Origin of the sequence: Cellulomonas sp. S1-8 (genome assembly GCF_026184235.1) — a bacterium.
GTDB lineage: Bacteria > Actinomycetota > Actinomycetes > Actinomycetales > Cellulomonadaceae > Cellulomonas.
On sequence record NZ_CP110806.1, the window covers coordinates 251,687 to 264,681 of the forward strand.

General features: G+C 75.1%; 11 protein-coding genes. 9 read left to right on the plus strand and 2 right to left on the minus strand.

Annotated features, from left to right (window positions below; all coding sequences use genetic code 11):
• Positions 1-140: 140 nt before the first annotated feature.
• From OKX07_RS01115 to OKX07_RS01145, 7 genes are all read left to right on the plus strand, one after another.
• Positions 141-1,595: a pyridoxal phosphate-dependent decarboxylase family protein gene (locus OKX07_RS01115; protein WP_265630026.1), complete on the plus strand. Its 1,455-nt coding sequence runs from the start codon at positions 141-143 to the stop codon at positions 1,593-1,595.
• Entirely contained in the window at positions 1,592-2,953 is a 1,362-nt protein-coding gene (locus tag OKX07_RS01120) for a lysine N(6)-hydroxylase/L-ornithine N(5)-oxygenase family protein (protein WP_265630027.1), read from the plus strand. Before OKX07_RS01115 ends, OKX07_RS01120 begins: the two co-directional genes overlap by 4 nt.
• Positions 2,950-3,579 (plus strand): GNAT family N-acetyltransferase, encoded by a 630-nt coding sequence (locus OKX07_RS01125; protein ID WP_265630028.1) that lies wholly within the window; start codon positions 2,950-2,952, stop codon positions 3,577-3,579. Before OKX07_RS01120 ends, OKX07_RS01125 begins: the two co-directional genes overlap by 4 nt.
• A complete protein-coding gene (locus tag OKX07_RS01130; protein WP_265630029.1) occupies positions 3,576-5,441 on the plus strand; it encodes an IucA/IucC family protein in 1,866 nt (621 codons plus the stop codon). Before OKX07_RS01125 ends, OKX07_RS01130 begins: the two co-directional genes overlap by 4 nt.
• A gap of 2 nt (positions 5,442-5,443) precedes the next feature.
• Positions 5,444-7,633 carry a penicillin acylase family protein gene (locus OKX07_RS01135; protein WP_265630030.1) on the plus strand — a complete coding sequence of 730 codons (2,190 nt, stop codon included), beginning with the start codon at positions 5,444-5,446 and terminating at the stop codon, positions 7,631-7,633.
• On the plus strand, positions 7,630-8,256 hold the full coding sequence (locus OKX07_RS01140) for a GNAT family N-acetyltransferase (RefSeq protein WP_265630031.1): 627 nt from the start codon (positions 7,630-7,632) through the stop codon (positions 8,254-8,256). Before OKX07_RS01135 ends, OKX07_RS01140 begins: the two co-directional genes overlap by 4 nt.
• Before the next feature lie 115 nt (positions 8,257-8,371).
• Positions 8,372-8,980, plus strand: a complete 609-nt coding sequence (locus OKX07_RS01145) for a hypothetical protein (protein WP_265630032.1) — start codon at positions 8,372-8,374, stop codon at positions 8,978-8,980.
• A gap of 108 nt (positions 8,981-9,088) precedes the next feature.
• Here the strand turns inward: OKX07_RS01145 and OKX07_RS01150 are convergent, their stop codons facing one another.
• Positions 9,089-9,733 (minus strand): response regulator, encoded by a 645-nt coding sequence (locus OKX07_RS01150; protein WP_265630033.1) that lies wholly within the window; start codon positions 9,731-9,733, stop codon positions 9,089-9,091.
• A complete protein-coding gene (locus OKX07_RS01155) occupies positions 9,730-10,926 on the minus strand; it encodes a sensor histidine kinase (RefSeq protein ID WP_265630034.1) in 1,197 nt (398 codons plus the stop codon). The genes OKX07_RS01150 and OKX07_RS01155 overlap by 4 nt, the downstream gene beginning before the upstream one ends.
• Positions 10,927-11,083: 157 nt before the next feature.
• On the opposite strand from OKX07_RS01155, the gene OKX07_RS01160 reads away from it, so the two are divergent.
• Together OKX07_RS01160 and OKX07_RS01165 are read left to right on the plus strand one after the other, a co-directional pair.
• Entirely contained in the window at positions 11,084-11,806 is a 723-nt protein-coding gene (locus tag OKX07_RS01160; RefSeq protein ID WP_265630035.1) for an ABC transporter ATP-binding protein, read from the plus strand.
• Positions 11,803-12,690 (plus strand): ABC transporter permease, encoded by an 888-nt coding sequence (locus tag OKX07_RS01165; protein ID WP_265630036.1) that lies wholly within the window; start codon positions 11,803-11,805, stop codon positions 12,688-12,690. The genes OKX07_RS01160 and OKX07_RS01165 overlap by 4 nt, the downstream gene beginning before the upstream one ends.
• Positions 12,691-12,995: the final 305 nt, after the last annotated feature.

Genomic DNA, 12,995 nt, shown 5'->3' on the forward strand with positions numbered 1-12,995 from the left:
CTGCAGTCGGACGGCCGTCCTGTTCCTCGCGGACGGACCTTGACGCCTCGCCCGATTCACGTAGGTTAGCCTCGCCTCACTTAGGCATGCCTCACACGCTCCCGCACGCGGGACGCGTCCTGCGCAGGGGAGAACGACACGTGCACGAGCTGCTGTCCGCCGCGAGCGCCGACGCCTACGTCGACGCCATGCGCGGCACCGTCGACCGGGTCGCCGCCCGGTTCCGCACCACCACCCAGCCGTTCTCGGGTGCGAGCCGCGAACACCTCCAGGCGTTGGTCGACGCGGTCGACCTGGACGGCCCGGGTCAGGGGACGCCCGCCGCGCTGCGCGAGATCGACGAGCTGTTCGCCCAGCACGCGGTCTGGTTCCACGACCCCGCGTACGTCGCGCACCTGAACTGCCCGGTCGCCGTGCCGGCGGTCGCCGCGGAGGCCGTGCTCGCCGCGATCAACCCCAGCGTCGACACGTACGACCAGTCGACGGTCGGCACGCTCATGGAGCGGCGGATCGTCGCCTGGACCGCCGCGCGCATCGGCTTCCTCGCCGGCGGCGGGGTGTTCACGTCCGGCGGCACGCAGTCGAACCTGCAGGCGCTGCTGCTGGCGCGGGAGCACGCGCTCGCGACGACGCCGGGCGTCGACCTGCGCGACCTCGTCGTGCTCGCGACCGCGTCCAGCCACTTCTCGGTGCAGCGCTCGGCGTACCTGCTGGGCCTCGCGCCCGACGCGGTCCGCCTCGTCCCCGTCGACGAGCGCGGCCGCATGCGCCCCGACGCGCTGCGCATCGCGCTGCGGCACGTGGCGGACGCCGGCCGGCACGCCGCGGCCGTCGTCGCGACGGCCGGGACGACGGACCGCGGGTGCGTCGACCCGCTCGCCGGCATCGCGGACGTGTGCGACGCGGCCGACGTGTGGCTGCACGTCGACGCCGCGTACGGCTGCGGGCTGCTCGTCAGCCGCACCCGGCGGCACCTGCTCGACGGCATCGAGCGCGCCCGCTCCGTGACGGTCGACTTCCACAAGGCGTTCTTCCAGCCGGTGTCGTCGTCCGCGCTGGTCGTGCGGCACGCCGCCGACCTGCGGCTCGTCGCGCACCACAACGACTACCTCAACCCCGCGGGCGAGGACGAGCCCAACCAGGTCGACGTGTCCCTGCAGACGACGCGCCGGTTCGACGCCCTCAAGCTGTGGGCGACGCTGCGCGCCCTGGGGGCGGACCGCATCGGGGAGATGGTCGACGCGACGATCGACCTGGCGGCGGCCGTCCACACGCTCGTCGACGCCGACCCCGACCTGCAGCTGCTGGCGCCCACCGACCTGTCGACCGTGATGTTCCGCTACCAGCCTGCCGGCCTCACCGACGCGCACGCCGACGCGCTCGTCGCGCAGGTGCGCCGCGTCCTGTTCGACTCGGGCCGCGCGCTCGTCGCCCGCACGACGCTCGACGGTCGTCCGTGCCTCAAGCTCACGCTGCTGGACCCGGGCCGGACCGTCGCGGACGTGCGGCACGTGCTCGAGCTGGTCCGGCAGGCGGCCGCGGCGCTGCTCGAGGGCCACGACCTGCTGCGCCCGGCCGTGGCGGTGGCGCGATGAACGCGGACGCCCCCGTCCACGACCTCGTCGGCGTCGGCATCGGCCCGTTCAACCTGGGCCTCGCCGCCCTGGCCGCGCCGCTCGACCTCGACGCCGTGTTCCTAGACCGCGCCGCGGAGTTCCGCTGGCACCCGGGCATGATGCTCGACGGCGCGACGATCCAGGTGCCGTTCCTCGCCGACCTGGTGACGATGGCCGACCCGACGAGCCCGTACTCGTTCCTCAGCTGGCTCAAGCACACCGGGCGGCTGTACCCGTTCTACATCCGCGAGAGCTTCTACCCGCTGCGCGCCGAGTACGACGCGTACTGCCGGTGGGTCGCCGGCCGGCTCACCACCCTGCGCTGGGGGCGCACGGTCACGTCCGTCGAGGTCGACCCGCACGACGCGGACCTGTACGTCGTGCACGCGCGCACCGCCGATGGCGTCGAGTCCTACCGGACGCGGCACGTCGTCCTGGGCGTCGGCACGCAGCCCGTCGTGCCGGCGGCGCTGCGGGGGCTCGACGGGCCCGTCGTGCACTCGTCGCAGTACCTGCCGCACCGCGACCGGCTGCGCGCGGCCGGGTCGGTGACGGTGGTCGGCTCGGGGCAGTCGGCCGCGGAGATCTACCGCGACCTGCTCGACGCCACCGGCCCGGGCGGCCCGCGGCTGGACTGGGTGACCCGCTCGCCGCGGTTCTTCCCGATGGAGTACACCAAGCTGACGCTGGAGATGACGTCGCCGGAGTACACCGACCACTTCCACGCCCTGCCGACGCCCGTGCGGGACCGGCTCGCGCGCGAGCAGCGGGCCCTGTCCAAGGGCATCAGCGCCTCCCTCGTCGACGACATCTACGAGACCCTGTACCGCATGAGCGCCGCGGGCCCCGTGCCGACGACCCTGCTGACGGACACCGAGGTGCTCGACGCGACCTGGGACGGCGCGCAGTACACGCTCCGGCTGCGGCACGGGCAGCTCGACGTCGAGCACGAGCGCACCACCGAGGCCCTCGTGCTGGCCACGGGCTACGCCGCGCAGGTGCCGGACGTCGTGGCACCCATCGCCGACCGCCTCGACCACGACGAGCACGGCCGCCTGGCCGTCGCCCGCGACTACTCCGTGGACGGCGGGCGCCGGCGCGTCTTCGTGCAGAACGGCGAGGAGCACACCCACGGCGTCACCGCCCCCGACCTGGGGTTCGGCGCGTGGCGGTCGTCGACGATCCTCGCGGCGGTGTGCGGACGTGAGGTCTACCCGCGCGAGCAGCGCATCGCGTTCCAGGAGTTCGGCGTGCCGGCGGGGATCGCGCCCGGTACCCCACCGCCGCCGGCCGGCACCGTCGCGTCCGTCGCGTTCGCGGGCGGGGTCGCCCCGTGACGTCCTGGCGCTCCATGGAGACCGAGCCGCTGTCGGCGCAGACGGTCCGCGACGAGGCGTGGAAGCGGATCGGCCCGATCCGCCTCGACCGCGTCGTGCCGGAGCGCGACGCGCAGGTGCTGCACCACTGGCTGACGCACCCCGCGTCGGCGTTCTGGCAGATGCAGGGCCTGGGGCTCGACGACGTCCTGCGGTACGAGCAGCGGCTCGCGGACTCCACCGACGAGCACGCGTGGATCGGCCGGGTCGCCGCACGCCCCACGTTCATGGTCGAGACGTACGACCCGGCACGCGTGCTGCTCAAGGGCGTCTACCGCTCGCGCACCGGCGACGTCGGCATGCACCTGCTCGTCGCGCCGCCCTCGGGCGCCGCGCTGCACGGGCTCACCGACGCCGTGATGGCCGCCACGCTGCGGTTCTGCTTCGGCACGCTGCGCGCCCAGCGTGTCGTCGTCGAGCCCGACGTGCGCAACACCGCCATCGCCGCCAAGAACGCCGCCGCCGGGTTCCGGGTGGTCCGCGAGATCGAGCTGCCCGGCAAGCGCGCGGCGCTGTCGGTGTGCACGCGCGAGGACTTCGCGGCCAGCCGGCTCGGCGCCACCACGACCGACGAGGACCACCGATGACGCTCACCGACCTGCCCGTCGCGCCACCGGCGACCCGTCGACCGCCGCACCCCGCCGACCACCTCACCCCGGAGCACCTCGCGGCCGCGCAGCGCCACCTCGTCGCGAAGGCACTCGCGGAGCTCGCGCACGAGCGGCTGCTGGTGCCGCGGCTCGACCGGGCCTCGGCCGCCGCGCCCGTGTCCGTCGCCGCCGCGTCCGCCGACGACCCCACGCGCCCGTACGTCCTCGCGCTCGACGCCCCCGACGGCAGCGCCGTCGTCTACCGGTTCCGGGCACGCCGGCTCGCGCTCGAGCACTGGGCGATCGACCGCGCAACCCTGACCCGCGAGGTCGCAGGCCGGCCCGCGCCGCTGGACGTCCTCGACCTGGTGCTCGAGCTGCAGCCGCTGCTGCAGGTCCCGGACGAGCTGCTCGCGCTGTACCTGGAGGAGCTGTCCTCGACGCTCGCCAGTGCCGCGTACCGACGCGCGCACGGCGGCCCGTCGAGCGCCGCGCTGCTGCACGCCGACCTGGCGACCGTCGAGCAGGCCATGACCGAGGGCCACCCGTCGTTCATCGCCAACAACGGGCGCATCGGCTACGGCGTCACCGACCACGACGCGTACGCCCCCGAGGCGGGCCGGCCCGTGCGCCTTGTCTGGCTCGCCGCCCGACGCGCCGTCAGCCACGTCGCCACCGGCGCCGGGCTCACCGAGGACGCGCTGTACCGCCACGAGCTCGACGACGCCACGCGCGCGCGCTTCGCGGACCGCCTGCGCGACCTCGACCTCGACCCCGACGACTACCGGTACCTGCCCGTCCACCCGTGGCAGTGGGAGCACCGCGTGGCCGTGACGTTCGCCCCCGACGTCGCCCGACGCGACCTCGTCCTGCTCGGCGAGTCCGACGACACGTACCGCGCGCAGCAGTCGATCCGCACGTTCCTCAACGTCGACCGCCCCGACCGGCACTACGTCAAGACGGCCGTCGCGATCCAGAACATGGGGTTCCTGCGCGGGCTGTCGTCGGCGTACATGCGGGCGACCCCGGCGATCAACGACTGGGTCGCCGACCTCGTCGACACCGACCCCGAGCTCGCGGCCTGCGGCGTGCGCGTGCTGCGCGAGCGCGCGTCGATCGGCTACACGGGCGACGTCTACCACCGCACGCCACGCCCCAACGCGCACCGCAAGATGCTGGCGGCGCTGTGGCGAGAGCAGCCGTTCGCGTTCCTGGCCCCCGGGCAGCGGGCGACGACGATGGCCGCGCTGCTGCACCGCGACGCCGCGGGCGACGCCTTCGCGACCGCGGCCGTCCGGGCGTCGGGGCTCGACCCCGCCGAGTGGCTGCGCGCCTACCTGCGCGTCTACCTGCGCCCGCTCGTGCACTGCCTGCGCGCCCACGACCTGGCGTTCATGCCGCACGGCGAGAACGTGCTGCTCGTGTGGCAGGACCACGTGCCCGTCGGCGCGCTGCTCAAGGACATCGGCGAGGAGGTCGCGGTCCTGTCCGACCGCACCCTGCCGGCCGCGGTCGAGCGCATCCGCGCGGTGGTCGACGACGACGAGAAGGCCCTGGCGATCTTCACCGACGTGCTCGACGGCGTCCTGCGGCACCTCGCGGCGATCCTGGTGACCGACGGCGTGCTCACCGAAGACGCGTTCTGGGGCGTCGTCGCCGAGACCATCGACGCGCACCACGCCGACCACCCGGACCTGCCGTCCGGCGTCGACCTGCGCGCGCCCCGGTTTGCGCACTCGTGCCTCAACCGCCTGCAGCTGCGCAACACCCTGCAGATGGTCGACCTGGCCGACCAGTCGGCGTCGCTGATCTACGCCGGGACGCTCGCCAACCCCGTCGCGCGCGACGAGGGCGCCTGACGATGCCGTTCGAGGTGTTCCGCGACGCCTGGGGCGTGCCGCACGTGCGCGCGTCCGACGAGCTCGCCCTCGCCCACGGGCAGGGGTGGGTCACGGCGCGCGACCGCACGTGGCAGGTGCAGACCGACCGCTGGCGCGCCGAGGGGCGCCTGGCCGAGCACCTCGGCGAGGCGGGCGTCGCCTGGGACGTCGTCGCGCACCGCCTGCGCCTGCCGGACACCGCGCAGCGCGCGTACGCGGCGCTCGGCGACGAGGACCGCGCGTGGGTCGACGCCTACACGGCCGGGGTGAACGCCGGGCTCGCGTCGGCGCCGCGGCCCGTCGAGGTCGACGAGCTCGACCGCGTCCTCGGCGGCACCACCCTCGACGACCCGTGGCCCGCGTGGGCGCCGCTCGGCGTCTTCCTCGTCGACCACGCCCTGTTCTCCACGTTCCCGCGCGTGCTGTGGCACGACCACGTCGTGCGCGCCGCCCGGCACTCCGGCCACCCCGGGCTCACGGACGTCGACCCGCTGGACCTCGTGCGGCTGTTCGACCCCGCGTCCGACGGGCCGAGCAGCGGCTCCAACGCGTGGGCGCTGCACGGCGCGCGCACGCAGTCCGGGGCGCCGCTGCTGGCGGGCGACCCGCACCGCGTCCTCGAGCTGCCCGGCCCGTACCAGCAGATCCGGCTCGCGTGCCCGCAGTACGACGTGCTCGGCCTTGCCTTCCCCGGCGTGCCCGGGCTGCCGCACTTCGGTCACACCGGCGGCGCCGCGTGGGGCATCACCAACGCCGCCGCGCACGCCGCCGAGGTGTACCGCGAGCTGCTGAGCCGCGTCGACCACGGCTGGGAGGCCCTCGGACCGGACGGCTTCGAGCCCGTCGAGCGGACGTCCGCGCACGTGCTCGTCCGCGGCGGCGAGCCGCTCACCGTCGACGTGCTGGAGACCGCGCGCGGTCCCGTGGTCGTGCGCGGCATGCCGCCCGGGCGCGCGATCGACCAGGACGACGTCACGACGGGTGCGGTGCCGCAGGTCGGGCTGGAGGAGGCGCGGTCCGTGCGCCTGCAGCCGCGCGTCGAGGCGGACCTCGGCTTCGCGTCCCTGCGCCCGCTGCTGCGTGCCCGCACCGCGCACGACGTCGCCGCCGCGCTCGCGGGGTGGGTCGACCCCGTCAACCGCGTCCTGGCCGCCGACGCGGACGGCACGGTCCTGGCGTTCGACGCGGGCCTCGTCGCCGACCGTGAGCCCGACGACCGGCAGCTGCCCCTGCGCGCGTGGGACCCCGCGCACGCCCCCCGGCCGTGGCGGGCGCTCACGCCGCCTCGCGAGGTCACCGACGTCGCGGTCGACGCGAACGAGTGGCCCACCGCCGCGGACCGCGACCACGGCAGCGTGTACGCCCCCGACCGCGCCGTCCGGCTGGCGCACCTGCTGGCCGAGCGACCCGTGTGGCGCGTCGCTGACCTGATCGACGTCCACGGGGACACGCACTGGGCCGGCGCCGGGCGTCTGCTGCGGCACGTCGTCGACCTCGACGGGCTGAGCCCGGCGGGCGGCGCGGTCCGCGACCACCTGCTCGCGTGGGACCTGCACATGGACGCCGAGTCCCCGCAGGCCGCGCTGCTCGCGGACCTGCGCGCCGCGCTCGTCGTCCGGCTCGTCGCGGAGCCGGTCGTCGTCGCGCTCGCCGCCCCGCACCACGCCGGCCCCGCGTTCGACGCCTGGTTCAGCCTGTGGGGTCGGGTAGGGGCGGCGCTCGACGGCCTGCTCGGCCGCGCCGACCTGGGCATCGACGGGCCGGCGCACGTGCGGGCCGCGCTGGAGGAGGTCGCCGCGCGGCCCGACGGCGGCACGTGGGGCGGCCGGCACACCGTGCTCCCGGCGCACGTGCTGGCCGACGTGCCGGGGGCGCACGTGCCCGCCGTGCCCGCGCTGCCGCTCGGCGGCGACCAGGACACCGTCCGCTGCACCGGGACCGTGCCCGGCGTGACCGACCGGGCCTTCCGGGGGTCGGTCGCGCGGTGGGTGTGGGACCTGGGGGACCGGTCGCGCAGCCGGTGGGGGGTGCCGTTCGGCACCAGCGGTGACCCCCGCAGCCCGCACTTCGCGGACCAGCACCCGACGTGGGCCGTCGCGGGGACGGTCGAGGTCGTCACCGACTGGGAGCGGCTGACACCCGAGGCGCTGCCCGCGGGGGTGGGGTCGTGAGCGTCGGGGCGACGGGGGTGACGGCAGCAGCGGTGACGGGGCTGACGTCAGGCTGGGCGAGGCTGCCCGGCGGGACGGTCCTCGACGAGCGGGCAGTCGACGGCCTCGGCCTCCTGACCACCGCGCTGCTGGACCTCGACGCCGACCTGCCGACGCTGCACGCGTGGTGCACGGCGCGGGGCACCGGGTTCTGGGGGCTGGGCGACCTGGGCGTCGACGACCTGCGGGACACGTACGCGGGGCTGGCCGCGATCGACCACCACCACGCGCTGCTCGTCCGTCTCGACGGCACGCGGGTCGCACTCGTGCAGGCGTACGAGCCGGCGCTCGACCCGGTGGGCGAGGTGTACGACGTGCAGCCCGGTGACCTGGGCGCGCACGTGCTCATCGGTGCCAGGCCCCCGCGTCCGGTCGCCGGGTACGCACCGCGGTTGGTGCGGGAGATGTGCCAGGTGCTCGCGGACCGGACGGGTGCGACGCGGATCGTCGGCGAGCCGGACGCACGCAACACCGCGTTGCTGCGCGTCGTGGAACGCGTCGGCTTCGTCCTGGGCCCGGAGGTCGACCTGCCCACCAAGCGCGCGCGCCTGACGTCCTACGAGGTGACGCCTGCCGGCCGCTGACTGCGGCGTTCAGCCCGACGCCTGACGTGCCGATGCCACCACGATGCGGCAGCCTGAGCCGCTGTCAGGCGTGCTCACGCAGCCCGCTCGAGCCGAAGAGAGTCCGGGGACCCTCATGGAGAAGTCGCACGCATCCAGGACGGCGCTGTGGCTGGTGGTGGCCGTGTGCCTCGGGGCGCTCCTGGCGTACGGGGTGATGCGAGCGTTTCCCGACCTCTCCCTCTTCGGCTCGGGCTCCGAGGAGCGTGACACCCGGGTCGTCAGCTCGATCACCCGGGAGGAGCAGGTCGTGCTCCTGAGCCTGGGGATCGAGGGCATCGCCGAGCAGACCGAGCGGGGCTCGTTCCTCGGCATGGACGTCCCCGGGAGCGGGCGATCGTCGTTCGTGCAGTACGGGTTCAACGCCAAGCTGGGCATCGAGGGCGGGGACGTGCGGATCGTCCAGACCGGTGAGGACGAGCTGCTGATCTCCATCCCCGAGTTCATCTTCATCGGGCATGACGACGAGAGCTTCCGGACCGTCGTCGAGGACAACGGCGTCCTCAGCTGGGTGACCCCGGAGATCGACGTCGTGGAGATGATCAACACCATCCTCGACGAGGACGCTCAAGGGGAGTACGTCGAGGAGAACACGGAGATCCTGGAGGACCAGGCCAGGGTCTTCTACACCTCGATCGTCGCGGGCATCGACCCGACGATCACCCTCAGCTTCGAGTTCCGCTGAGGTACGTCGCCCGTCCGGCCGGGAAGTGGTCACCGCCGTGATGCCGCAGTCGTGAAGTGGGCACCTGTGTGACCACTCCGCGACCGCCAGGGCCCAGATCACCAGTGCTCAGAGCAGTCCCAGCTCCAGTGCGCGCAGCGCCGCCCGGGTCCGGTCGCGGACGCCCAGCTTGAGCAGCACGGCCGATACGTGGTTCTTCACGGTGCCGGGTGCCAGGTGCAGCGCGTCGGCGATCTCGCGGTTCGCCCAGCCCGCGGCGACGAGCCGCAGCACGTCGAGCTCACGCGGCGTCAGCGGCTCGGGACGGTCGATGCCGTCGAGCGGCGCGGCGGGCCGGTCGACCAGTGCGCGCAGCAACCGCTCGGTGACGGCCGGCTGCCACAGCCGCCCGCCCGACGCGACCGCCCGCACCGCGTCGAGCAGCTGCTCGAGCGTGACGTCCTTCAGCAGGTAGCCGCGGGCTCCGGCGGACAGCGCACGGGCGACGAGCGCGTCGTCGTCGAACGTGGTCAGGACGAGCACCGGCGTCGGGTCGTCGCGGTCGCGCAACGCCGCGAGCACCGCGATGCCGTCACGCCGCGGCATCTGCAGGTCGAGCAGCAGCACGTCGGGCCGGTGCGCGGCGACGAGCGCGAGGGCCGCGTCACCGTCGTCGCCCTCCGCGACGACCTCGACGTCGTCCGCCAGCGCCAGCAGCCCCGCGATGCCGCGCCGGACGAGGGTCTGGTCGTCGGCCAGCACCACGCGGATCACGTCGGCACCCGCGCCACGAGCCCGAAGCCGCGGCCCGGGCCGGGGTCGACGTCGAGCGTGCCCCCCAGCGCCTCGATGCGCTCGCGCATGCCGCGCAGCCCGTGACCGGGGGTCCAGGCGGTCGCGCCACCGCCGTCGTCGCGCACCTCGACGACCGTCGCCGCGCCGTCGTCGGACCGCGCCACCCGGACGTCGAGGTGGGTGGCGCCCGCGTGCCGCAGCGTGTTGGTCGCGGCCTCCTGCACGCAGCGCACGACGACGACGCGGTGCGCCTCGGCGAGCGGCAGGCCGGGCTCGACGTCGAGCGCGACGTCCAGCCCCGGGACGTCCAGCACGTCCCGCAACGCCTCGGTCAGGCCGCTTGGCGCCGTGCGCAGCTCACCCACCACGGCCCGCACGTCCTGCAGCAGGTCCTTGGCGACGCCGCGTGCCCGCACGACGTGGGTGCGGGCCTCGTCGCCGGCGGTGTGCGTCGCGATCTCGAGCTCGAGGGCGAGCGCGGTGAGCTGGTGCCCGACGACGTCGTGCAGGTCGCGCGCGATGCGCAGGCGCTCGGCGTCGCGGGTGGACGCGCCGAGAAGGGCGCTGGTGGCGCGCAGGTCCGCGTGCGCCGCGGCCAGCTCGGCGTGGGCGGCCGCCAGCGACGCGTGGGCGGCGTCGGCGTCCGCCCGGGCGCGGGCCTCGCGGTCGGCGGCACGGACGACGGCCGTCGCGAAGAACTGGAACGCGCCGTACACGGCCGTCGTGAACGCGGCCCCGAGCAGCTCACGCCCGCCGAGCAGACCGCCGACCGCGATGACGACGGTCTGCGCCGCGATGAGACGGGTCACGCCCGCCGGTCGGTACGCGTCCGTCGCGCTGACCGCCGTGACCACGAAGAGCACGGGCGTCCACTCGGCCGCGGGGTGCGCGAGCCACGCCACCGACGTCGCCACCGCACCGACCGCCACCAGCACGCTCGACGGGGGCCGGCGGCGCACCGGACCGACGTCGAGCGCGAACGTCGCGACGACCACCAGGTACGCCACCCACCACACGACGCCACCGGTGCCGAGCGGGTCGGGTGCGAGCACGTCGAGGGCGAGCTGCGCGACGCCGACCGCGGCCACGGCGACGGCCCCGGCGCCCGCGCCCGTGTCCGCCCCGGACCGGGACCGGCGGGCCCCGGGCGCGTCGTCCGGATCGCCGCCCACGCGCCGATGCTAGGTCCGGCCCCCGGCCGCTGTCCCCTGCCGGAGGTCATGGTCCGCACCGGTGACGTCCGGCACGTCCGCCGGGGCCGCCCGCTGCCTAGCGTCGAGAAGGACAGGCGGCCCGTCCGGGCGACCTGCGAAGCAGGGGAGGTGCGCGATGCCGGCCGTGCTGGAGCTGCACGACGTGCGCAAGGAGTACGCGGGGGTGCCCGCGCTCGACGGGCTCGACCTGGAGGTCGGGGCCGGTGAGGTGGTCGCGCTGCTCGGGCCCAACGGCGCGGGCAAGACGACGACGTTCGAGCTGCTGCTCGGGCTGGCGCGCGCCACGTCCGGCGACGTGCGCGTGCTGGGCGCGCCGCCGGGTGCGCGCCGCGGTCGCGTCGGCGCGATGCTGCAGGCCGCGGGCCTGCCGGAGCAGGTGACGGTGCGCGAGCTGGTCGCGCTCGTCGGGCGGGCGTACCCCCGCGCGTACGACGTGGACGAGGTGCTCGACCGCGCCGGCCTGGCGCGGCACGGCGGGCGGGTCGTCACCGGGCTGTCCGGCGGGGAGCGGCAACGCGTGCTCCTGGCGATGGCCCTGGTCGGCGCACCGGACCTGCTCCTGCTGGACGAGCCGACCGCCGCCATGGACGTCGCCTCCCGGCGGTCGTTCTGGCAGCGCACGCGCGAGTCCGTCGACGACGGCGCCACGGTGCTGCTCGCCACGCACGACCTCGTCGAGGCGCGGACCGTCGCCGACCGTGTCGTCGTGCTCGCGGCCGGGCGGGTCATCGCCGACGCCGCGCCCGACGCGCTCACCCACGACGGGCGCGACGACCTGGAGGACGTGTTCCTCGCACTCACGCGCGAGAGCACCACGGAGCAGGAGGAGGACCGATGACCGCCGTCCCGACACCCCGGGCCGCGACCGCCGCCCGGACCGCCGCCGACGCGGCGGTCGCCCGCGCCGACCGGCCCGTCGCGCACCGCAACGGCGGGCGCGCGGGCCTGCTGGGGCTCGCGCTCGTCGTCCGGCTGCGCTCGTCGATGCGCAACGTCGAGTTCGCCGTCGGCGCCGTCGCCGTCCCCGTCCTGCTGTACGGCATGTTCGGGCTGCCCAACGCGTCGTCGACGCTGCCCGGCGGCACGCGCGTCGGCCTGGCGATGCTGGTCTCGCTCACCGCCTACGGGGTCGTGTCGCTCGCGCTGTTCACGTTCGGCGAGGACGTCGCCAAGGAGCGGGGGCGGGGGTGGATCCGCACGTTGCGTGCGACGCCGTTCCCGACCGGCGTGCACCTGTGGGCCACGGCCCTGGGGTCGCTCGTGCACGCGGCGATGGTCGTGGCCGGCACGTGCCTGCTCGCGGCGACGGCCGGCGGGGTGCGGCTGGACGCCGGGCGGTGGGCGGCGTTCGCCGGCTTCATGACGGTCGGCGTCCTGCTGTTCAGCACCCTCGGCTTCGCGATCGCGTTCCTGGCCCGCCCCCGGGCGGCAACGGTCGTCGCGAACCTGCTGTTCCTGCCGCTGTCGTTCGCGTCGGGCTTCTTCATGCCGCTGGGCGAGCTGCCGGCGATCGTCGGTGACGTCGCGCAGTGGCTGCCGACCTTCCACTTCGGTCAGCTCGCCTACCGGATCGTCATGCCCGCCGACGACGTCGCCTTCTTCACCGGCGCACCGACCCAGCCCGTCGCGGTGCACGTCGCCTGGGTGCTGGGCAGTGCGCTGGTCCTGGGCGCCGTCGCCGTCCTCGCATCCCGCCGCGAGGCGGTGACCCGGCGGGTGTGAGCGGGGCCGGGGCGGCAGGTCGCGGAACTGGTCACATCTGCACCGCCGCGGGCCGGAAGTGGTCACCTGTGCGACCACTTCCGGTGAGCGGCTCGGCTCAGGCGCGGGTCAGCGCGTTCCGCGACGGGCGGGTCCGAGCGACCGGCACAGCCGTCACCAGGATCCTGCCCCCGGTCTCCCGGTTCACGAAGGGCGCGAACCACGGCGCCAAGAAGCAGACGGTCATCGACAGGCTCACCACGTTGTTCGACCGCTTCTCGACCTGTTGTGACGACGGTCGTCCCACAGCGACGTTCCCGTCATCG